This window comes from Arthrobacter sp. Bi83, from assembly GCF_918698095.1.
Lineage (GTDB): Bacteria > Actinomycetota > Actinomycetes > Actinomycetales > Micrococcaceae > Arthrobacter.
In genome coordinates this window covers 1-21,058 of the sequence record NZ_CAKKLY010000006.1, presented here as the reverse complement: position 1 = coordinate 21,058, position 21,058 = coordinate 1, and the positions used below count along the sequence as shown (strand labels likewise).

Annotated in this window: 19 protein-coding genes and 1 pseudogene; 9 read left to right on the top strand and 11 right to left on the bottom strand. The window is 67.1% G+C overall.

Annotated elements, in window-relative coordinates:
- Window positions 1-69: 69 nt before the first annotated feature.
- The gene (gene rarD, locus LQ144_RS04955; RefSeq protein ID WP_230117542.1) at window positions 70-1,002 is read left to right on the top strand and encodes an EamA family transporter RarD; all 933 of its coding nucleotides are present in this window, start codon (window positions 70-72) and stop codon (window positions 1,000-1,002) included.
- 68 nt (window positions 1,003-1,070) lie between these two features.
- On the opposite strand, the gene LQ144_RS04950 is transcribed toward rarD, so the two are convergent.
- The 3 genes from LQ144_RS04950 to LQ144_RS04940 form a co-directional block, all read right to left on the bottom strand.
- Window positions 1,071-1,943 (bottom strand): universal stress protein, encoded by an 873-nt coding sequence (locus tag LQ144_RS04950; protein WP_230117457.1) that lies wholly within the window; start codon window positions 1,941-1,943, stop codon window positions 1,071-1,073.
- Window positions 1,944-2,101: 158 nt separating this feature from the next.
- Entirely contained in the window at window positions 2,102-3,475 is a 1,374-nt protein-coding gene (gene gabT / locus LQ144_RS04945) for a 4-aminobutyrate--2-oxoglutarate transaminase (RefSeq protein WP_230117456.1), read from the bottom strand.
- 72 nt (window positions 3,476-3,547) lie between these two features.
- A complete protein-coding gene (locus LQ144_RS04940) occupies window positions 3,548-4,978 on the bottom strand; it encodes an aminobutyraldehyde dehydrogenase (protein ID WP_230117455.1) in 1,431 nt (476 codons plus the stop codon).
- A gap of 142 nt (window positions 4,979-5,120) precedes the next feature.
- Between LQ144_RS04940 and LQ144_RS04935 the strand changes: the two genes are divergently transcribed.
- Entirely contained in the window at window positions 5,121-6,557 is a 1,437-nt protein-coding gene (locus LQ144_RS04935) for a PucR family transcriptional regulator (protein ID WP_230117454.1), read from the top strand.
- A gap of 5 nt (window positions 6,558-6,562) precedes the next feature.
- Here LQ144_RS04935 and LQ144_RS04930 read toward each other — a convergent pair whose 3' ends face one another.
- Entirely contained in the window at window positions 6,563-8,167 is a 1,605-nt protein-coding gene (locus LQ144_RS04930; RefSeq protein WP_230117453.1) for a CYTH and CHAD domain-containing protein, read from the bottom strand.
- Between the two features lie 139 nt (window positions 8,168-8,306).
- On the opposite strand from LQ144_RS04930, the gene LQ144_RS04925 reads away from it, so the two are divergent.
- From LQ144_RS04925 to LQ144_RS04910, 4 genes are all read left to right on the top strand, one after another.
- Window positions 8,307-9,518 (top strand): MFS transporter, encoded by a 1,212-nt coding sequence (locus LQ144_RS04925; RefSeq protein WP_230117452.1) that lies wholly within the window; start codon window positions 8,307-8,309, stop codon window positions 9,516-9,518.
- A gap of 5 nt (window positions 9,519-9,523) precedes the next feature.
- Entirely contained in the window at window positions 9,524-10,204 is a 681-nt protein-coding gene (locus LQ144_RS04920; RefSeq protein ID WP_230117451.1) for a FadR/GntR family transcriptional regulator, read from the top strand.
- Window positions 10,205-10,380: 176 nt separating this feature from the next.
- On the top strand, window positions 10,381-10,968 hold the full coding sequence (locus LQ144_RS04915; RefSeq protein WP_230117450.1) for a hypothetical protein: 588 nt from the start codon (window positions 10,381-10,383) through the stop codon (window positions 10,966-10,968).
- Between the two features lie 126 nt (window positions 10,969-11,094).
- On the top strand, window positions 11,095-12,330 hold the full coding sequence (locus LQ144_RS04910; protein ID WP_230117449.1) for an AI-2E family transporter: 1,236 nt from the start codon (window positions 11,095-11,097) through the stop codon (window positions 12,328-12,330).
- Between the two features lie 121 nt (window positions 12,331-12,451).
- On the opposite strand, the gene LQ144_RS04905 is transcribed toward LQ144_RS04910, so the two are convergent.
- The gene (locus LQ144_RS04905; protein WP_230117448.1) at window positions 12,452-12,985 is read right to left on the bottom strand and encodes a hypothetical protein; all 534 of its coding nucleotides are present in this window, start codon (window positions 12,983-12,985) and stop codon (window positions 12,452-12,454) included.
- 176 nt (window positions 12,986-13,161) lie between these two features.
- Here LQ144_RS04905 and LQ144_RS04900 point away from each other — a divergent pair, with 176 nt between their 5' ends.
- Genes LQ144_RS04900 through LQ144_RS04890 form a run of 3 tightly spaced genes read left to right on the top strand, consistent with a single transcriptional unit; the run spans window position 13,162 to window position 15,590 of the window.
- The gene (locus LQ144_RS04900) at window positions 13,162-13,452 is read left to right on the top strand and encodes a hypothetical protein (RefSeq protein WP_230117447.1); all 291 of its coding nucleotides are present in this window, start codon (window positions 13,162-13,164) and stop codon (window positions 13,450-13,452) included.
- A 7-nt stretch (window positions 13,453-13,459) separates the two neighbouring features.
- Window positions 13,460-14,287 carry a DUF1206 domain-containing protein gene (locus LQ144_RS04895; RefSeq protein WP_230117446.1) on the top strand — a complete coding sequence of 276 codons (828 nt, stop codon included), beginning with the start codon at window positions 13,460-13,462 and terminating at the stop codon, window positions 14,285-14,287.
- 25 nt (window positions 14,288-14,312) lie between these two features.
- A complete protein-coding gene (locus LQ144_RS04890; protein WP_230117445.1) occupies window positions 14,313-15,590 on the top strand; it encodes an SRPBCC family protein in 1,278 nt (425 codons plus the stop codon).
- Between the two features lie 86 nt (window positions 15,591-15,676).
- Here the strand turns inward: LQ144_RS04890 and LQ144_RS04885 are convergent, their stop codons facing one another.
- The 6 genes and pseudogenes from LQ144_RS04885 to LQ144_RS04860 form a co-directional block, all read right to left on the bottom strand.
- Window positions 15,677-17,143, bottom strand: coding sequence for an FAD-dependent oxidoreductase (locus tag LQ144_RS04885; RefSeq protein WP_230117444.1), 1,467 nt, complete (start codon window positions 17,141-17,143; stop codon window positions 15,677-15,679).
- Window positions 17,144-17,230: 87 nt separating this feature from the next.
- On the bottom strand, window positions 17,231-18,496 hold the full coding sequence (cobA, locus tag LQ144_RS04880; RefSeq protein WP_230117443.1) for a uroporphyrinogen-III C-methyltransferase: 1,266 nt from the start codon (window positions 18,494-18,496) through the stop codon (window positions 17,231-17,233).
- 125 nt (window positions 18,497-18,621) lie between these two features.
- On the bottom strand, window positions 18,622-18,918 hold the full coding sequence (locus LQ144_RS04875; protein ID WP_230117442.1) for an antibiotic biosynthesis monooxygenase: 297 nt from the start codon (window positions 18,916-18,918) through the stop codon (window positions 18,622-18,624).
- 169 nt (window positions 18,919-19,087) lie between these two features.
- On the bottom strand, window positions 19,088-20,071 hold the full coding sequence (locus LQ144_RS04870; RefSeq protein ID WP_230117441.1) for an ABC transporter permease: 984 nt from the start codon (window positions 20,069-20,071) through the stop codon (window positions 19,088-19,090).
- Window positions 20,061-20,786, bottom strand: a complete 726-nt coding sequence (locus tag LQ144_RS04865; RefSeq protein WP_230117440.1) for an ABC transporter ATP-binding protein — start codon at window positions 20,784-20,786, stop codon at window positions 20,061-20,063. The genes LQ144_RS04870 and LQ144_RS04865 overlap by 11 nt, the downstream gene beginning before the upstream one ends.
- Before the next feature lie 56 nt (window positions 20,787-20,842).
- Window positions 20,843-21,058, bottom strand: a pseudogene (locus LQ144_RS04860) (sulfonate ABC transporter substrate-binding protein); the annotation flags it as partial.

Genomic DNA, 21,058 nt, shown 5'->3' with positions numbered 1-21,058 from the left:
GCGGCGCCCTCTGCGATGACCAGTCCCGGCCGCCAGCCCGGAAGCGGCAAGACGCCCGGCCTGAAGGCCGTGGACAAGGAGACGACGGCGGGCGTCCTGTTCGGCATCGGGGCCTACGGGCTGTGGGGGCTGCTCCCCCTGTATTTCTTCGTTCTGCATCCGGCCGGGGCCGTCGAAATCGTGGCCAACCGCGTGGTCTGGTCCCTGCTGTTCTGCGCCCTGCTGATCACCGTAACAAGGGCCTGGCGCGTTTTGGGCGCGGCGTTCCGGGACCGTTCCGTGCTGGGCACTCTCGCGATCGCCGCCGGGCTCATCGCAGTGAACTGGCTGACGTACACCTATGGCGTGACCACCGGGCAGGCCGTTGAAGCCTCGCTTGGCTACTTCATCAACCCGCTGGTGTCCGTCCTGCTCGGCGTGTTCGTCCTGAAGGAAACGCTCCGACCCCTGCAGTGGGCCGCCGTCGGAATCGGCTTCATTGCCGTGGGAGTGCTCACCGTTTCCTACGGCAAACTGCCGTGGATCGCGCTGACGCTGGCCATCAGTTTCGGGCTGTACGGATTCGTCAAGAAGCGGGTGGGGCCGCGCGTGGATGCCATCACGAGCCTGTCCATGGAGACGATCGTGCTCACTCCGCTGGCGGCCGCCACCATGATCTTCCTGGGTGTCAGCGGCGGCGCCTCGCTGGCGAGCAACGGCGCCGGGCATTTCTGGCTGCTCGCGGCGTCCGGCATCATCACTGCGGTGCCGCTGCTGTTCTTCGGCGCGTCCGCGCGCAGGCTGCCCATGACCACCATCGGGCTATTGCAGTACTTCGCCCCCGTACTGCAGTTCATCGTTGCGCTGGCCGTCTTCCGGGAGACGATGACCCTGGACCGGTGGATCGGCTTCGGCGTGGTGTGGCTGGCGCTGCTGCTGCTGACCGTGGACATGCTGGCGACCGCCCGTAAGAACTCGGTGGCGCGGAAGCTCTCCCTGCGGGAAGCGCGAACGAACACTTGAGCCGCTGTTTCTGCGCGCGAAGGCGGGGCGTTAAGTGTTCGTTCGCGCTTCACCAGCGCGGGCGGGTGTCAGACTTCGGGGACTGAGTCGACCCGCTCGTAGTCCCGCGGAACAACTACCATCGGCACGGGAAGTGCCCGCAGCACCTTGTAGGCCGTGCTGCCCATGAAAAGCCGGTTGCCCTGGGCCAGGCGCGAGGAACCGATGATGACAATTTCGCCGTCGTCCCACTCAAGGTCATCGATCGCCTCTTCGATGTTCCGGCCGTGCGCCACCTCCACCGTGACCCGGTGCCCGGCGGGGAGCCTGCGCGAGGCTTCGTCCAGGACCGTGTTCGCGTGCCGGTGAGCAGCGTTGACGTTCTCGCCCCCGTCGCCGTGCTCGTCCAGTTCCACGAGCGAGACGAGGCGCAGCGGGACGCCACGGCGATTGGCGGCACCGACGGCCGTAGCGATCGCAGCCTCCGCGCCTGGACGTTTGCCCACGGCAAGGGTCAGCCGGGTGATGGGGTCGGTACGGCGGTAGCCGCGGGGAGCCAGCGCTACCGGGACGGGCGAGGCGTGCAGCAGCGCATTGGCCATGCTGCCCACCGAGTAGCGCTTGAACAGGCCGTTGTTGGCCGCGCCCACCACTATCAGTCCGGCCTCCAGCTCCCCGGCCGCCTCAATAAGACCGGTCGCAAATGAGTCGGCTTCACGGACGTGGAACTTGGCGCTGACACCCTCGGGCACCAGCGCAAGACCTTCGCGTTCAGCCGTCAGCACGTCCTGCTCCGCCACGCTGATCCGGTTCCCTTGCGGGTTCAGCGCCACGTACGGTGTGCCCGTCTTCACAACATAGACAATGTCCAGGTGCGCGTCCTGTGCGCGTGCCAGGGATGAGGCCAGGGCGACGGCGTCCGCGCCGCGCTCGTTGGGTGTGTAGCCGACTACGTATCGCATGAAAACCCCTCTTTGGGTTCAGGGCAGACGACGGCGCCGCCCGGGTTCCCGGCGACGCTGCCTGGTCTGCGTTGCAGTGATAAGCATGACTCTACCCGCGGAAACGACGACGGGCCGGGCACCCGAGAGGGTGCCCGGCCCGTGGCCTGATCGAGTAACTACGCGTTGGCGCGGATGGCCGCAGCCAGCACCTCAAGGCCGTCCTTCAGCAGGTCGTCGCTGATGACCAGCGGCGGCAGCAGGCGGATGACGTTGCCGTAGGTGCCGCAGGTCAGGATGATCACGCCCTCCTTGAGGCAGGCGGCCGCCACGGCCTTGGTCAGCTCGGGGTTGGGTTCCTTGGAGCCGGCCTGCACCAGCTCGATGGCAAGCATGGCGCCGCGGCCGCGGATGTCACCGATCACGGAGCCGCCGGTACCGCCCGGAAGCTCAGCTGCCAGCTCACGCAGCCGGCCAAGGGCGAGTTCCTCGATGTGCTTGGCACGGCCGTTGAGGTTGTATTCCTCCATGGAGCCGATGGAGGCCAGCGCGGCGGCGCATGCCACCGGGTTGCCGCCGTAGGTGCCGCCCAGGCCGCCCGGGTGGACGGCGTCGAGCAGGTCGGCGCGGCCGGTGATCGCGGACAGCGGCATGCCGCCGGCGATTCCCTTGGCCATGGTGATGATGTCCGGAACGACGCCCTCGTGGTTGACGGCGAACCACTCGCCGGTGCGGCAGAATCCGGACTGGACCTCGTCCGCGATGAAGACGATGCCCTTTTCCTTGGCCCAGTCAGCCAGTGCCGGCAGGAAGCCGTCGGCCGGAACGATGAAGCCGCCCTCGCCCTGGATGGGTTCGATGATGATCGCGGCGACCTGCTCGCCGCCGATCTGCTTCTCGATCATGGTGATGGCGCGCTTGGCGGCCTCGGCACCGGTGATCTCCGGGTTTTCCTCGCGGAACGGGTAGCTCATGGGCATGCGGTAGACCTCGGGCGCGAACGGGCCGAAGTTGGTCTTGTACGGCATGGCCTTGGCGGTCAGCGCCATGGTCAGGTTGGTGCGGCCGTGGTAGGCGTGGTCAAAAGCGACGACGGCGTCACGGCCGGTGGCGAGGCGCGCCACCTTGACGGCGTTTTCCACAGCTTCGGCACCGGAGTTGAACAGCACGGTGCGCTTCTCGTGGTCGCCCGGCGTGAGGCGGTTCAGCTGCTCGGCGACGGCAACATAGCCTTCGTAGGGCGTGACCATGAAGCAGGTGTGGGTGAAGTGCTCCACAGCTTCCTTGACGGCGCCGACGACGGCGGGATCTGACGCGCCGACGCTGGTCACCGCGATGCCCGAGCCGAGGTCGATGAAGGAGTTGCCGTCGACGTCGTGGATGATGCCGCCGTCGGCGTCCGCGACATAAACGGGGACGCTCGAGGCGACGCCGGCAGCGACGACCGCCTTACGGCGTTCGGTCAGCGCGAGGGACTTGGGGCCCGGGAAGTCAGCCTGGATACGGCGCTTCTGCTCAAGGCGGTAGGTGATTTCGCTTGCGGTGGTAGTCATGGGGAGGCCTTTCGGTGCCAGGTGATCGAGCCTGTCGAGATCTTGGTTTCGACAAGCTCAACCAGCGAATTGTTAGGAGTCGAGTGCACTCATGACGTGCTTGATGCGCGTGTAGTCCTCGACGCCGTACATGGAGAGGTCCTTGCCGTAGCCGGACTGTTTGAACCCGCCGTGGGGCATTTCGGCGGTGAGCAGGATGTGGGTGTTGATCCAGACCGCACCGAAGTCCAGGTCGCGGCTGAGCCGCATGGCGGTGCCGTGGTCTGAGGTCCAGACGCTGGAGGCCAGGGCGTACTCGACGTCGTTGGCCAGCTCCACGGCCTCGGCCTCCGTGCTGAACTTCTGCACGGTGATGACGGGGCCGAAGGTTTCCTTCTGCACGATGTCATCGGTCTGTTTGGCGCCCGTGATGATGGTGGGCTCGAAGAAGAAGCCTTTGTCCCCGGCACGGTGTCCGCCGGTCTCAATCTGGCAGTTCTCCGGCAGCGACTCCACCACGGCGCTGACCGCGTTGAAGTGGTTGACGTTGTTCAGCGGGCCGAAGTAGTTGTCTTCGTCGTTCTGCGAACCGGTGTGCAGCGTCTTGGTATGTTCCACCATTGCCGCCACGACGTCGTCGTGCACCGAATCCTCGACCAGCACGCGTGTGATGGCGGTGCAGTCCTGGCCGGCGTTGAAGAAGGCGAACTCTGCGATGGCCGCCGCACTCTTCTTGATGTCGGCGTCTTTGAACACGATGGCCGGGGCCTTGCCGCCCAGCTCCAGGTGGGCCCGCTTGAGGCCCTTGGCGGCGCCGGAGGCAACGGCAATGCCGGCACGGACGGAGCCGGTGATGGATACCAGGCCCGGGACCTTGTGCTCCACCATCATGGCGCCGGTTTCCCCGGTGCCCAGGATGACGTTGAGGACGCCGGCCGGGAAGATGTCCTTGGCCAGCTTCGCCAGCACCAGCGTGGATTCGGGCGTGGTGTCGGAAGGCTTCAGGACCACCGTGTTGCCGGCGGCGAGCGCGGGGCCGATCTTCCAGATGGCCATCAGGAACGGGTAGTTCCAGGGCGCAACCTGGGCCACGACGCCGATGGGTTCGCGGCGCACGAAGGAGGTGTGGCCCTCGAAGTACTCGCCTGCCGACTTGCCTTCGAGAATGCGGGCGGCGCCGGCGAAGAAGCGCAGCTGGTCGGCGCCGGCGGCAACTTCCTCGGACGCGATCAGGGAGCGGACCTGCCCGGTGTTGCGGTGCTGGGCATCGACAAGTTCGTCGCTGTTGGCCTCGACGGCATCTGCGAGCTTGAGGAGCATGAGCTGGCGCTGTCCGGGTGTGGTGTGCTTCCAGGTCTTGAAGGCGTCCTTGGCGGCAGCCATGGCGGCGTCGACGTCCGCCGCGACGGAGATGGGCGACTTGGCCACCACGTCACCGGTCGCGGGATTCACGATGTCAAGCAGTCCGGTGCCGGCGGGCGTGACGAACTCGCCGTTGATGAAGTTCTGCAAGGTTTGAACCACGGTGTACAACCTCTTTCGTACTGAATGATGTGATGCAGCTGCTCCGAGCCTATGTCAGCGCGGCAAGCCGGGGAATAGCCACCTGCACACCCTCCGGCCGGGGTTTTAGTGCGATCGGCCAGCCTCCGGCTACGCTTGATGCATGGCAATCTCCCTCGCCGCGTTGCTGGCCGTGCAGTCCCTTGGGCTGAAGAAATCCGGCCTCGCCGAGACCACCTCCCACCAGGACATCCACTGGGTTGCCGTCACCGAGCAGGAGGATCCGCAGCGCTTCCTCAACGGCGGTGAGCTGGTGCTCACCACCGGCATGCGCCTGCGCAGCGCACCCGAGCAGCGACGCTTCGTCCGCCAGGTCCAGCGCGCCGGCGCGGTGGGGATCGGCTTCGGTGTGGGATTAACCCACGACGCCGTTCCGCCGGCTTTGGTCGCGGAAGCGAACCGATGGGGGCTTCCGGTAGTCGAAGTCCCCTATAAGACGCCCTTCATCGCCATCGGCAAGCTCGTGGCGGACGCGCAGTCGGCCGACCACTATTCCAAGCTGGAACGCCTGATTGCCGGTCACCAGATTCTGGCGCGGGCGCTGCTCACCGGCGGCGGGCTGGCCGAACTGCTGAGGCACCTGGGCGGCATGCTGCGCACGGAAATTGTCCTGACCCAGTTCACGGCCCAGCTGTACAACAGCGGCTCCGAGCCTCCGGTGGCGCACTCGTGGGCGTCCTATCCCATTCCCACCGGCCGACGTGACGCGTGCACGCTGTGGGTCAAGCAGCCGTTCGAGGACTCCGGCATCATCGGCTACGCGCAAAACCTCATCAGCGTGGAGCTGAACAACATGGTCAAGCAGCGCCAGGCCGAGCGGGCGCTCTGCGGGCAGGTGCTGGAGGACGTCATTCACGGAACCCTGGATCCCAGTGAAGCCACCCGCCGGCTGGCGGGGACGGGCATCAACAGCACCCGCAAGAACGTGGTGCTGCTGGCCGGATCCGAGGCGCACCACAAGCAGCTGGTTACTTCCTCGCTGCCGCGGACGCTCGAGAAGGCGGTGACCGCCGTCGTCGGAAAGGACCTGATCACCGTGGTGCCCGACGACGGCCGCGGCGCCACGGCCCTGGCCCGGAACCTCAGCGACCATCTAGCCGAGGCCGGCATCCACGCGACCATCGGCATCGGCGGTGCGTACACCAAGCCCAACGGCCTGCGCTGGAGCTACTTCGAGGCCCGGGACGCCGCCAGCCACGGGCTGCCAGTCAATGAACCGGAGCGGCTCAGCCTGACATCCCTGCTGCTGGCGAGCGAGGACGTGCCGCTCGCGGACATGGCCAATGAATCGCTGAACCCGCTCCGCACCTTCGACGCCGCCCACGGCGCCGAGCTGATGACCACGCTGGAGAGCTACCTGACCAACAACGGTTCGGTGGCCGCCGTCGCCGAAGCCCTCACGCTGCACCGGAACACGGTCCGTTACCGGCTCGCGCAGATCACCGAGCTCACCGGTTACGACCCCTCGGTCACCGCCGACCGCGTCCAGCTGTGGCTCTCCCTGGCGGTTTCGCGGCTGGGGTCGCGTCACTCCGGCTGACAAACCTAGTTGACGCCGCGCTTCAGGAGCTTGCGGGCCTTTCGCCGGGCCTTGCGGTACTTGGCCTCGTCGCGGGCGGCGATCCTTTCCTCCCGCTCCAGCAGCGAACGGTAGGCGTCGGCCACCGCCTCCGGCAGCTCCGGGCCACGCCCCAGTTTCCCGAGGAAGACCCGGGCCATCACGCTGTCGTGGTGGTCGCCGAGGATTTTCTGCTGCCGGTGCGCGGCTTTGGCGAGCTTCACCGCACGCTTTCCATAGAGGGGCACCACCGATTCCGCCGCGTGCCGCAGGCGCTTGGCGTCCTTTCGCACCTGGTGCAGCGCGGTTTCATGGGCCGCACCCTCCACGGCGCGCATGGCCGCCCGATGGGAGCGGCGCAGCCGCCGGACAGTCTTTTTCACCCGTTTGGCCGCCACTTTGCCGCCGGGTCCCGACGCCGGCGGCCGAACCGGGGGGTTGTCCCGGAAGTCCTCGAGGTCATCCAGCAGCCGGAAGTAGCGGTCGGCCGCGAGCACTTCCAGAGCCTTCCGGTATCCGGCGTCGAACCGGTTGCCCAGTTCGCGCTCCACACTGTCCTGCACGGCTCGGCTTGCCTGGCCCGGCGGAAGTTCGGCCGCGTGGGCGCGCAGCCGTTCGCGCATGACTTCGGCGTCGCGGGGGGAACCGAGGATCCGGCCGAGCCACTGGAGTTCATCACGGAGCCTCCGGACGGCGGCAGCACCGAACAGCGTGCGGTAGACCGCCAGGGTGGACCGCAGGCGGCGGGTGGCCGTGCGCATATTGTGCACGGCGTCCGGTTCCTCCAGCCGCACGCCGGGATCGCACGCGAGGATTTCGCCGATCTGCCCGCCCAAGTACGCGGTCACGACGCCGGACACGGGCTCTTTCTTGTCCCTCGCCTTTTTGTGCGGTTCCGCCGCCTCTTCGTCCGGGATTTCCCCGCGCTGTCCGGACGGCTGCTGTCCGGACGACCGCTGTCCGGACGGCTGCGGCCAGGCCTCCCCCAGCGCCCTGCCGAGTTTGGACTTATGCGCTGCCGGCCAGGCACCCGCCGCAGCCAGGATTGGTTCGGCGGACGCGAAAAGCTCCGCACTGCCGTGGACGAGCTCCAGTTCCCATTCGCGCCACTCCTGGTGCTGTCCCGCCCCGCCCAGGGACTCGGACCCGACCCTGTCATCGGCGAAGTCAGCCAGGTGCACGCCGTCGTCCCCGTACAGCGCATGGGTGGTGCGCTTGGTCGTCAGCCGGGCGGCCGGCGCCAGCTGGGCACCGCGGAGGTAAACGTACACATGCGCCAGCAGTTTTTCGGGCACGACGGCGGCCTGGCCGAGGGGCGCATGAATCTCCCGGCGCTGCTGAGGTGCTGACTCCGTTCCTGATTCTGCAGGCAGCTTGACGTGCCAGCCGGCGTCCGCACCGCCCGTCCGGCGCCGGAGGGTGATGCCCCGGGAGGCGAGCGTAAGATCGTCGGTGTCGAAATAGACCGCTTCCAGGACTGCCTCGGAGGCCTCGCCCACCCGTCCGACCCCCGGGATCTCCCGAAGCGCCGGCAGCCCGGCCCCGGGATCGACGTCGTACTTCTTCTCGGTTTCAAGGCCCTCGGGAGTCATGGCCGGGCATCCTTTCGCATGGGCGGCCCGCAGCGGCCCACTGTGTCGGTGGCCCGAGTCTATTCCCCGGGAACGCAGGGCCGCGAGAGGTTGACCACAAAACCCTAGACATCAAACGTCTAACGTCTAACGTTAAGGGATGGCTTCCATCTCTTCAGCTCCCCCGGCTACCGCCGCCCGACAGCCCAAACCGCGCGCCGCCGTCGTCGTCAGTGTCATTGCCCTGGTGCTGATCGGGCTGAACCTCCGGGCCGGAATCACCGGCGCCTCCGCACTGCTGCACGACCTTCAGCTGGTGCTGGGCTACGGTCCCCTGGTTGCTTCGGTCATCCCCTCCATCCCCACGCTGTGTTTCGCGGTGGCGGGGGCGGCAACGTCGTGGCTTACGGGCCGGATCGGCGTTGAGAAGTCCATCCTGCTCTCCCTCGGAATGCTGGCTGCGGGGCTGCTGGTGCGCGGCATCCCGTCCACCGGCATGCTGGTGGCCGGCACGGTGCTGGGCATGTCCGGCCTGGCGGTCTGCAATGTCGCCATGCCCTCTTTCATCCGCGAGCATTTTGCCGACCGCACCTCTCTCATGACGGCGCTGTACACCGTGACCATGACCACTGGCGCCACCGTCACGGCCGTGGTCGTGGTGCCGCTGGCCCAGGTGCTTGGATCACCGTCGGCGGGAGTCGGCGCCATCGGGATTCTCGGCGTGGCAGCGTTCCTGGGGTTCGTGCCCGTGGCGCTGCATGCGCACCGCAACAGCGTCCGGGGAACCTCCGCCCACGTTTCGCCCTGGCCGCTGCTCCGGACCCGGAAAGGCGTGCTGCTCACGGCGACCTTCACGCTGCAGGCCCTGCTGGCCTACGCACTGCTGAGCTGGTTCCCCTACATGCTGACCACCATGGGACTCAGCGCGGCTGAGAGCGGCCTGATGTTCGGACTCATGCAGCTGGTGTCCGTTCCGGCGGGCATGGTGCTGATCGCCGTCGGGTCCCGCCCCCGGATGCTGCGCCCCGCCTTTTACGTGGTCAGCGTCACCATGCTCATCGGGGTGGCCGCGCTCCTGGTACTGCCCGTTTCCCTGGCGGCCGTCCCCGCGGTGCTGCTCGGCTTCGGGCTCGGCATCTTTCCGCTGGTCATGGTGATGATCAGCCGCAGCGGGCGGGACACAGCCGAGACCACAGCCCTGTCCACTCTGGCGCAGTCCACCGGCTATCTTCTGGCTACCGTGGGGCCGTTCGGAATGGGCCTGCTGCACAGCGCGACGGGCGGCTGGACGCTGCCACTGGCGCTGCTGCTGGCCATCGCGCTGGCCCAGATCGTCGTGGTGCACCTCCTCACGGCCAAGACGAAAGGTTAGCCGCCGTGACTCTGAGCACCTCGCACCGCCAGCCGCTGGCCGACGAAATCACGGCCAAACTCCGGGAGATGATCCACTCCGGCGAGTGGCCGCTTCAGCAGCGGATCCCCTCCGAGACCGAACTGATGGCAGGCCTGGGCGTATCCCGCGGGACGCTGCGCGAAGCGGTCAAGGCCCTGGCCCACAGCGGGATGCTGGAGGTCCGCCGCGGCGACGGCACCTATGTCCGCGCCACGAGCGAGATTTCCGGGGCAGCCCGCCGCATGTACCAGGACCACACCCAGGAGCACATCCTCGAGGTCCGGCTGGGACTGGACACCCAGGCGGCACGCCTCGCGGCCAGGAACGCCACGGCCGACGACGTCGCCGCCATGCGCGCGCTGCTCGCCGAGCGCGATGTGGCCTGGAAGGCAGCCGACTACGCCGGGTGGGCCGGAGCGGACTGGGGCTTCCACGAGCGCGTGGCCCACGCCTCCGGCAACCCGCTGCTGCACGAGCTCTATGTCAGCTTCGGCGAGGTTTTCCACAACGACCTGCTGAAGCAGCAGCGCCGTGGCGGCTTCGACGGCCTGCCGCATGAGGGCCACGGCGAACTCGTGGACGCCATCGAGGCGCACGACGGCGATGCCGCCGTGGCCAGCGTGAACCGGAACCTTAATTCTTGCGCCGAGTGGCTGCGGGATTAACACCGAAGCCCCCGCCCGCGGGCATGACTCCCCCAGATGTGGGGGGCTGCGATGTTTTTCTAGGGTTTTTCCAAGGTTTTTCCAATGCCACGGACTGATGCTCGAACCAGCGGTTTACCCTCCGTCAATACCGGGACGGCCGCGGACAAAGTCCTTCAGGCAGTTGGAGGTATCCCGTGGCGTACAGTGCATCGGCCGGCCGCTCCGCGGGCAGGCGCGTGCGGCCGAAATCACACAAGTCGTCCCGCCGGCTGGTCGGCATCCTCTGCGTGGCTGCCTTCGTGACCTGGTCACTCGCCGTCATGGTGGGAACGTCCGTGACCCTCCAGGGGCCGCTCCACGTCCTGGCCATTGCCGCACACATCCTCGCGATGGTCCTGGCTTTTGGCGCCATCCTGTTGGTGGACTGGCACGGCTTTCTGTGGCTCATCGGCAAACGCGAACTCTCCGAAACCATCCGGCTGGACGACGCCGCCAGCCCGCTGATCTGGGTGGGCATCACCGCCATGCTGTTCACCGGCGCGTTTCTCAGCCCGCACCTGAACAATCCGCTGACGGTGATCAAACTTGCCGCCGTACTGATCCTGATCCTGAACGGCATCATGCTGATCCCCCTCATGCGCCGCCTGCTCGTCATGCCGCCCACCACCACGTTCGGGGCGCTGACCCCCGGCCAGCGCTTCCATATGCTCGCCTGCCTGACGATTTCGCAGGTCTGCTGGTGGACGGCCATCGTCATCGGTTTCGTCAACGCCGAGTTCTGAAGCCGGGTTCCAACCCTGCCGGGGTTTCGCCATCGCCAAACCGATCAGTAGGCTTACTACCCGAGACGGGGAGTCACCGCAGGGAGTCCAATGCTGCCGTGTGCCCGCTGACGACTAGGAGTTCCCATGGCCCGAGCAGCACAAGAGTCCGAGCAGCAAGCACCACCGGGGCAGCAGATGCCCAGCCCGCAAGCGGGAGGCACCCAAACACCCGGACCAGAGGCATCTGTCCGGCGCAACCGGCCTGAAAGGCCGGCACGGGAACAGAGGCCACCCCGCGAACTGTGGGGCGACGGACTTGGCAGGGTCGGCATCCGCAGCGCGCAGGTGCTGCTGGTGCTGGCCGTCGCCGTGGTATCCATCTACGGCCTCCTGCAGATCCGCCTCCTGGTCATTCCGGTGGTGATCGCACTGATCCTCGCCGCCGCCATCGGCCCCTTTGTGAATGTGCTGCGGCGCCGCGGCATGCCCGGCGGCGCGGCCACCGGCCTGGCCTTCGTGGCGCTGCTCCTGGTGCTCGCCGGCGTTGCCACGGTCATTTTCTTTTCGGTCCGAAGCCAGTGGGGCGAGCTCGTGCAGCAAGCCTCCTCCGGACTGGACGAACTTGAAAAGTTCCTTCTCTCCGGCCCCCTCCCTATTGACCGCGAGCAGCTGAACCAGGCGAGGGAGGGTGCGGTCCAGTTCGCCACGAGCAGCCAGGTCCGCTCCGGCGCCCTGTCCGGCCTCTCCGTGGTGACCGAGTTCTTCGCCGGCGCGAGCCTCGTGGTGGTGATCCTGTTTTTCTTCCTCAAGGACGGCGCCAGGATCTGGAACTTCATCCTGCGGCCCTTCTCCGGTCACCGGGAGGCCAGGCTTCGCCGGGCGGGCCAGCGCACCCTGGAAGTCCTGGGCGGCTATGTCAGGGGAACCGCCATCGTGGCGCTCGTGGATACGGTGGCGATCGGCGCCGCGCTGCTGATCATGCAGGTGCCGCTGGCCATCCCCTTGGCCATCATCGTCTTTATCACGGCGTTCATCCCGCTGGTGGGCGCCACCGTGGCCGGGATCCTCGCCGCGCTGGTGGCCCTGGTGGCCAACGGGCCGGTCGTCGCCCTGATCGTCGTCGCGGTGGTGATCGCGGTCAACCAGCTCGAAGGCGATCTGCTGCAGCCGGTCGTCATGGGCAAGTCACTGCAGCTCCACGCGCTGGTCATCCTCATGGCCCTGACGGCCGGCACCATCCTCGCCGGCATCATCGGCGCAGTGCTGTCCGTGCCGCTGGCAGCCGTAATCTGGGCGGTCATCCAGGTGTGGACGGCGGAGGATCCCAGTCTCGAACCGCTCAACCCGGACCTGCCGCCGCTCAACAGCCAGCCCACGTAGACACGGCGCCCTGCGGTGGGCGGAACTGTTCCCACGCAGGACGGCGGGCGGGCACTTTAGGTGGCCGCCCGCCGTCGTATATTCAGTCAGGTCGTGCGTTCAGGCAAAGAATAGACCGCCGTTACCGAAGGCCCTTGAAAACATTCTTGGGCCGCTGCATCTCACCGTGCTTGGCACCGAGGACGATGACCCACGCCGCGAATGCCGGGATGGTCCACTGCAGCACCTTCAGCTGCTTCTGGGCTGCCTGCAACTTGTCCGATGCTCCGCGCCGGGGCTCGGTGGCGCCTTCCGCCCCCTCGTCCGCCAGTTTTTCGACCTTCTTGCCCAGGATGCCCGCATACAAGGTGACGGCCGCACCCGCCAGCGTGACTGCCGTCTTGTAGATGGTGTCGGCGCCCACGCTGTCCTGCTTGGCGATCCGCTCCCTGTTCTCCCAGGCGATGGCCAGGTCCGCGACAAGGTGAGTGGCAAAGGCAGCGGTTTGAATGGGCGCCCACTTCATCCAGCCAAGGCTGGACAGCCGTGTTCGTTCGGCGGGGTCCTTGGCTTCCGCCGCGGCCCCGTTGAGGCCGATGGCACCCATCAGCGAGCCGCCGAACCATGCGGCCGCCGTCAGATCGTGAACAGAGCGGGCCAGTAGATTTCCTGCCATGATGTGCTTCCTAACGTAGAAATCGGAACCTGAAGATGGAAAAGATGGCTTTGCCGCCCTCAGGCTCTTCCTGCGGACGGCCGCCGCACCAAAGTCATGGTGCGAGTATGGTAAGCACACTTACTAATGTTACGGAAGCCCGTAATAGCGCCGGCTTTGTGCGTAAAATCAACGCCATGGAAGCAACGGGAACATTGTTCGGCTGGGCCTTCGGCGACTCTGCCCGCGAGGACGACCAAGTCTATGTGGACGGGCTCCGCCATGAAGCGCTGGAAAACGCCCGGCAGGCTGCACGGTCCAAGGGCTTTGACGTGGAGCCCGGCTCGGAGGTCTTCACCATCCTCAGCGCCGGTGACGCCCTGGTGGACATCGACACCGCGCCGGACAACCTTGTGGTGCGCTGCACTGTGAAATTGACGGGTGAGGGAGCCAGCAAGGTCCATGCCGAGGGACCCATGAACGGCTGATACGGGAATGACGGACAGCACAACCCCCATCGGAGAGGCGGCCGACGCCGCAGAGGCTGCGTCGAACACCAAGGCGCTTGACGTCGTCGCGCGTTCAGGGTTTGCCGTCATGGCACTGCTCCACGTCGTCATCGGCGGCATCGCGATCGCGCTGGCCCTCGGCCAGCCAGGGCAGGCCGAAGCCACCGGGGCGATCGAGCAACTGGCCGCCAACGCCTGGGGACCCGCCGTCATGTGGGCAGGAACGGTCGCCTGCATCGGCCTGGCCCTGTGGCAACTCAGCGAGGCGACACTCCGGGCACGCCATCTCCCGCGCAAGGAACGAATCGGCAAAAACATCTCCTCAGGCTTCCTGGCCATCGCCTACGGCAGCGTGGCGTTGAGCTTCGGCGGCTTTGCGTTGGGCCTGCGCGGTGACTCGGGTGAATCAACGAAGGACGTCAGCACGGCGCTCCTCAATGCCCCGTTTGGCGCCGTGGCGCTCAGCGCGCTGGGCCTCACCGTCATGGGCGTGGGCGTCTACTTCATTGTGAAAGGAGTCCGGCGGGGGTTCAAGGAGGAGCTCTTTCATTTTGACGGCACCCGCCGCGGGAAGGTCATTGATTCCCTGGGCGTCACCGGCCATGTGGCAAAAGGCATCGCACTGAACCTTGCCGGGCTGCTCTTCGTGATCGCCGCCGCCAAGCACACCCCGGAAGAATCCACCGGACTGGACGGCAGCCTCAAGGCCCTGCGCGAGCACGCCTACGGCCCCTACCTGCTCCTGGCGATCGGCGCCGGCTTCATTTGCTACGGCGTTTTTGCCTTGGTCCGGTCACGGTTTGGCAGGATGTGACGGGTAATCCCTGAGGAGGGCTCGAATGACGCAGACACGCAAACCGGCAGGCGGGGCAAGCGCGCTGGCAGGGCAGGCCTTCGCCGCTGTCTTCAAGGCGATCAAGGCAGTACGCCCTCTCCGTCCGATCCATCCCCACGGCCTCAGCCTTGTCGGCGAGCTGTCGCGGCATGGCATGGACGAACACGCTGCCGGCGGGCTCCAGGGTACGCACAGCGGAATCAGCTGGCTCGACGCTGCCGGCAGTGAACAGGTGCAGGCCCGTTTTTCCCGCTCGGTGGGCCTGCCGGAAGCGCTGCCCGACATTCTTGGCCTCGCCCTCCGCATCGGCGCCGCCTCCGAGGGTACTGCCGGCGGCCAGCCGGCGGATATTCTCTTCGCATCGACCGGCTGGGGCTTTCCGGCGCGGTATGCGCTGCTTCCCAAGCTCGACGTCGGTGCCGCCAGATTCACCACGCTGATGCCATACAAGGGTGCGAACGGCCCGGTGCTGCTGGGGTTGCGCACGCTTTCACTGCCTCCGGGCGCCACCGGCCGCGCCGAAACCGGCGCAGACTTCAGGGACGCCCTCATCGCGGGCGACTGGGTCCTGGCGCTCTCCTTCGCCAAACCCGCCGGCCGGTGGGTCCACGCGGGGACCCTCCGGCTGCGGGCCGTCCCCGGGCCCGACGACACCACCATCCGCTTCGACCCGCTCGAACACCCGCTGCCGGGAGCCGGGACCTACCCGTGGGCGCGGCGCCTCCGGGAACGTTCCTACCGAACCGCCCGCGGGACCGCGCCAGGGCAGCCCGACGCCCGGAAAACCGCGGCTGACACAACAACCCAGCAGCACACCCCGCCGCCCCTCGAGAGGAAACCCATGTCAACCGTCACGCAGGTCTTCAATTCCCCGGCACCGGACGTCTGGAAGGTGATCGCCGATGGCTGGCTGTACTCCGGCTGGGTTGTCGGCGCCTCGCGGATCCGCTCCGTCGACGCGCACTGGCCCAAGGTTGGCGCACGCTTGCATCATTCCGTGGGCGCATGGCCCCTGATCATCAACGACTCCACCAAGGTGACGGCCGTTGATCCAGGGAAGTCACTGGAACTGATGGCCCGCGGCTGGCCCCTGGGCGAGGCGAAGGTGGTCATCACGCTGGAGGACCAGGGGACCCAATGCCGCGTCTCGATTGCCGAAGACGCCGTCAGAGGTCCCGGCCTGGCCGTGCCCAAAGTAGTGCGGGATCCCCTAATCTCGGTGCGGAACCGGGAAACCCTGAAGCGGCTCGAACTCATGGCCGCCGGCGGGGCGGGCCGCTAGCCGGACGTTAAGCACAACGCGGGGTCACTCTACGCCCGGTGATCCGAATGGAACGGGCGGTGAGTGACCCCGCGTTGTGTAGAGAGCTAGACGCTGGCGGCGACCCCGTCGCGGGAGATGGACACCATGTCCTCGCGGGGCACAACCTTGATGCGCTCGCGCTTGACCTGTACGCCGTGCGATCCGCCGGCCGCCGTGGCCTCGGCGCCCAGGGCAAGCTCGTGCGCGTCCAGTGCCAGCCAGCCTTCCCAGCTGGTGTACTCCACGCCGCGGCTTTCGAGAAGGTCGACGACGGCGCTTGCGGCGGGCGCCTCGGCCACCGGCAGGTTTTCACGGTCTTCCAGCAGGTACGTCACGGTTTCGAGGGCGTCGCCCTTGGTGTGGCCGATGAGGCCCACGGGACCGCGCTTGATCCAGCCGGTGGCGTAGATGCCCGGGACGTGCTCGCCGGACGCGTCCAGGACGCGGCCGCCGGCGTTCGGGACGACGCCCTTCTTGTGGTCGAACTCGACCTCCGGCAGGGCCGAACCGAAGTAGCCGATTGCGCGGTAGACGGCCTGCACGGGGTAGTCGACGTATTCGCCGGTGCCGCGGGCGTTGCCCGTGCCGTCCAGCTCGGTGCGTTCAAACTTCATGCCGCTGACGCGCCCGGGGTTCGCGGCGTCGTCGTAAATTTCCACCGGGCTGTGCAGGAAGTGCAGGTGCAGGCGGCGGGAGGCCTTGAGCTCTGAGAGGTCCTCGGGCTGCTCGGCGATCCAGTTGGTGAGCGTGCCCACCATGGTCTTGGTCTGGTTGTTGCTCTGGATCTGGCGGTCCGATTCCTCGTCGAACTCGAAGTCCTCCGGGTACAGGATGATGTCCACGTCCTTGGAGTGGGACAGTTCGCGGAGTTCCAGCGGGGTGAACTTGACCTGGGCCGGGCCGCGGCGGCCGAAGACGTGGACGTCCGTGACGGGCGAGGACTTCAGGCCGGCGTAGACGTTGTCCGGGATTTCGGAGACGAGGAGGTCATCAGCGTGCTTTGAGAGGACGCGGGCCACGTCAAGCGCCACGTTGCCGTTGCCGATCACGGCGATTTCCTTGGCGTCCAGCGGCCATTCGCGGGACACGTCCGGGTGGCCGTCGTACCAGGAAACGAAGTCCGCGCCGCCGTAGGAGCCCTCAAGCTCGATGCCCGGGATGTTCAGGTCGGCGTCCTTGATGGCGCCGGTGGCGAAGATGACGGCGTCGTAGTGGGTGCGCAGGTCCTCGATGGAGAGGTCCGTGCCGTAGTCCACGTTGCCGAAGAAGCGGATGTCGCCGCGGTCCAGGACCTTGTGCAGGGCATTGACGATGCCCTTGATGCGCGGGTGGTCCGGGGCCACGCCGTAGCGGATCAGTCCGTAGGGCGCCGGGTAGCGGTCAAAGAGGTCGATGCTCACGGTCAGCTCGCCGCTCTTGACGGCTTCGCTCTTGGTGAGGATGTCCGCAGCGTAGACGCCGGCCGGGCCGGAGCCCACGACGGCGACGCGCAGTGGACGTTCGGCAGAACCTACGGTGGTGCTTGATGACACGGCTGTGTTCCTTTTCTTCTGCATCCGTTGCTCCACAACTGCCCTTCTGAGGCTTGATAACGGCAGTTATAGAGCAATCGACGGGCTTTACGGGGTGAGAACGCGGGTGGTGCGGGGCTTGTTGGGGCTGGTGGTGCTGTAGTCAGCGGTCTTGAAGTGCGACGGCGCAAAGGGGCTCACGCGGACAACGTCACCGATCACGATCACGGCAGGATTCGCGACGCCGGTGGCCTCAGCCTGGTCGGCGATGGACCCGAGGGTGCCAATCGTCACGCGCTGGTTCGGCAGGTAGCCGTTTTCCACAATACCAACCGGAGTGTCCCCGGGCAGTCCGGCTTTGCCCAGGGCGGACGCCGATTCGCGCAGCTGGCCCACTCCCATGAGGAGCACCACGGTATGGTCTGCGCGGGCCGGGACCTCGGACAGTTCCTCGTGGCCGGTGACCACGCTGAAGCCCTTGGCCAGGCCGCGGTGCGTTACCGGAATGCCTGCGGCGGCCGGGACGGAGATCGCGGATGTGACGCCCGAAACCACTTCAACCTCGACGCCGTGCTGCCGGCAGAACTCCGCTTCCTCGCCGCCGCGGCCCAGGACGTAGGGGTCGCCGCCCTTGAGGCGCACCACGCGGTGTCCGGCGAGGGCCTCGTCGACGAGGATGCGGTTAATCTCGGCCTGCGGCACGGGATGGTTGCCGGGCGTCTTGCCCACCTCGATCACGCGCACATCGGGGGCAAGTTCGTTGAGCAGTTCGCGGGGGCCGAGGCGGTCTGCCACCACAACATCGGCCTGGCCCAGGAGCCTGCGGCCGCGGACGGTGATGAGGCCGGTGTCGCCGGGGCCGCCGCCCACGAGGGCCACGGAGCCGGCAGTCGCCCGGCGCCGGCGGAGCGGCAGGTCACCGGTTTCCAGGGCCGTAGCGACGGCGTCACGCAGGGCCATCGCGCGGCGCGGGTCTCCGCCGGCGTTGACGGCGATCTTGACGTCGTCCACCACGGCGACGGCGGGGGTCCAGGCAGCCGAAGCTTCGTGGTCGGAGGCGTTGACGCACCAGATGCGCTGCGCCTCGGCATCGGCAGAAACCTGCGAGTCCACGGCGGAATCGCCAGTGGCGGTCTGAACGAACCACGCGCCGTCGACGTCGGAGGAAGAGTAGGCGCGCGGTACCCAGGTGAGCAGGCCGGCGTCGGCGAGTTCCTGGAGCGCGGCTGAGGCAACCGGGGCCACCACGGTGACCCGTGCACCGGCGTCGAGTAGGCCCTTGGCGCGGCGCGTGGCCACGGGTCCGCCGCCCACCACCAGCACAGGGCGGCCGAGCAGGCGCAGTGCCGTTGGGTAGATGTCCTGAATTGCCATGAATCAACGGTAGGGCCGGGTCACATTCACCAACAACGGCGGCGGAAACACCAGTTCACGTAAGGTAACGCTGCGTCACATAGGGGCGGTCGCGGCGTAGAGCCGCCCCCGCCCCGCGCGGGCCGCTACTTCACGGCGATAAGTTCGATCGGCCGGATGTCCGGATCCTTGGCGAGCAGGGACGGGCCATGTTGGCCCAGGGCGGCAGGAATGGCCCCGTTGAGGTGGGCCTGCCGGTCCTCCTCGGTGTCAAAAGTGTCGAAAATGCCGAACGTGTTCTCGCTGACCCGGAACGCGTACCAGGTCCTCGTGCCAGGCTCGCCGAGTACTATCTCGCGGCCTCCGTTGAGGAAGTCCCAAACTTCCTGTTCCTTCCCGGGCTTGGCCTCGACCAGTGCCAGCAAGCCAAATTTTGGTGCCACGGCTACCTCCTGAACAGTTGTGGGATCGGGCCGGCTGCCGGCCTTGTCGTGAGTGTAGGCACGCTGCATCGGTGGAACAAGGGTGCGACGGTGCCAGGACAAAGGACAGCGGAAAGCCCGACGGCGAGTATCGCCGTCGGGCTTTCTTGTTGGGTCAGTGCGGACGCGCTTAGCGCGTGCTGCCGGCCAGGAGGCCGCGGCGCTGGAGCAGGCGCTTCTCGATGGGCGCGAAGACGAGCAGCTCGATCAGGATGCCCACGGCGAGGATCAGCAGGATTGCGGACATCACGATGGTCATGTCCGCGAGGTCGCGGCCCTGGTTCAGCATGGAGCCGAGGCCGAAGCCGATGGTGCCGCCCACGGCGATGATTTCCGCGGCCATGAGCGACCGCCAGGAAAATGCCCAGCCCTGCTTGAGCCCGCTCAGGTAGCCCGGCAATGCGGCCGGCAGGATGATCTGCACCGCCATCTGAAACCGGGACGCACCCAAAACTGTGCCTACGCTGCGGTACTGCGGCGGGATCTGGTCCACGCCGGAGATCAGGCCATTGATGATGGACGGGATGGCGCCCATGAAAACCACGAAGTACACGGTGGCGTCGGTGAGGCCGAACCAGATGATGGCCGCGGGCACCCACGCCACGGACGGCAGGACCTGAAGCCCGGAGATGAGGGGCCCGAACGCCCTGCGCAGCGGAGCCACCTGGGCCAGCAGCAGGCCGATCGGCGTCGCGATCACCACGCTGATCAGGAAGCCCATGATCCCGCGCTGCAACGAGGTCCACACGGCCTCCTGGAGCGATCCCTCAGCCCACAGCGTGCCGAACTGCTCCAGCACGTCCATCGGTCCGGGCACCTGGTCGCGGCGCTTGAGGCCCAGCGAGACGTAGAACTGCCAGATGATGATGAGCACCACAAGGGCGGCCACCGGCAGCAGGATGCGGCTCCAGTCGACACGCGCCTTGCGGATGGCGTCCGACTGCAGCGAGTCGAGCCCGGATTCGAGTTCGCGCAGGTCTGCGGAACCGGTGGAGGAACGGGTCAGGGCCGCATGGATTTTTGTGGAACCGGTGGCTGAGCCTGCCGACACCGGGGCCTCGTCAGGGAGGACCGCCGGCTTCTCTTCTGCCACAGGGGTCGGGTTACTTGGCATGGCGGCGGATCTCCTCTCGCAGCCGGGCGGTGATGACCCCGGTCAGCTGTCCGGCAAGACCGGCGTCGGTACGGTGTTCTTCGGTGACGTTCCATTCCTGCACCACGCGGCCGGGCCGGGAGGACAGCAGGAGCACGCGCTGGCCCAGCCGGACGGCTTCGCGGACGTTGTGCGTCACAAACACGATGGTGCGCCCGGTTTCCTTCCAGATGCGTTCGAGTTCGTCATGGAGCAGGTCGCGGGTGATGGCGTCCAGGGCAGCGAACGGCTCGTCCATGAGCAGCAGCTGGCGGTCCTGCGCGAGCGAACGCGCCAGGGCCACACGCTGGCGCATGCCGCCGGAGAGCTCGTGCGGGCGCTTGTCGCCGGCCTCCGCGAGGTGCACCAGGTCCAGCAGTTCATCGGCTTTCGTGCGGCGCTCGGCCTTGCCGACGCCGCGCAGTTTCAGCGCGAGCTCGACGTTCTCCCGGGCTGTGAGCCACGGGAACAGGGCGGCGTCCTGGAACATGAACGCGGCGCCGTCGCTGGGCACCTCAAGAGCGCCCGACGTCGGGACCTCCAGTCCCGCCATGATGTTCAGCAGGGTGGACTTGCCGCAGCCGGACGCACCGAGGAGGGCGACGAACTCGCCCTTGCCGATGGTGGCGTTGACGTCGTCCAGCACCGGGGCGCCTTCGCCGAAGCGCTTGCCCAGGTTTTCCAGTACGACTGGCATGGTCCCGTCCTTTGTTCGTGGTGCGTGGAGCTTGGTGTGCGGTGAAGCCGGTTGGGCTAGTCCAGGCCCAGCCCCGCTGCGGATGCCTTGTCGTCGGTCACCGCGTTTAGTGCCCGGAGATCGAAGATGCCGTTGAGGTCGGCCTGTTTGGTGGTGCCGGCGTCCACGCCGTCCTGCAGCAGCTTGTTGAAGGCTCCGGCCAGCGGGTCAACGGTGAACACGATGTTCTTCAGGGACCGGTCGATGACGTCCTGCGGGAGCGCCTTGCCGGC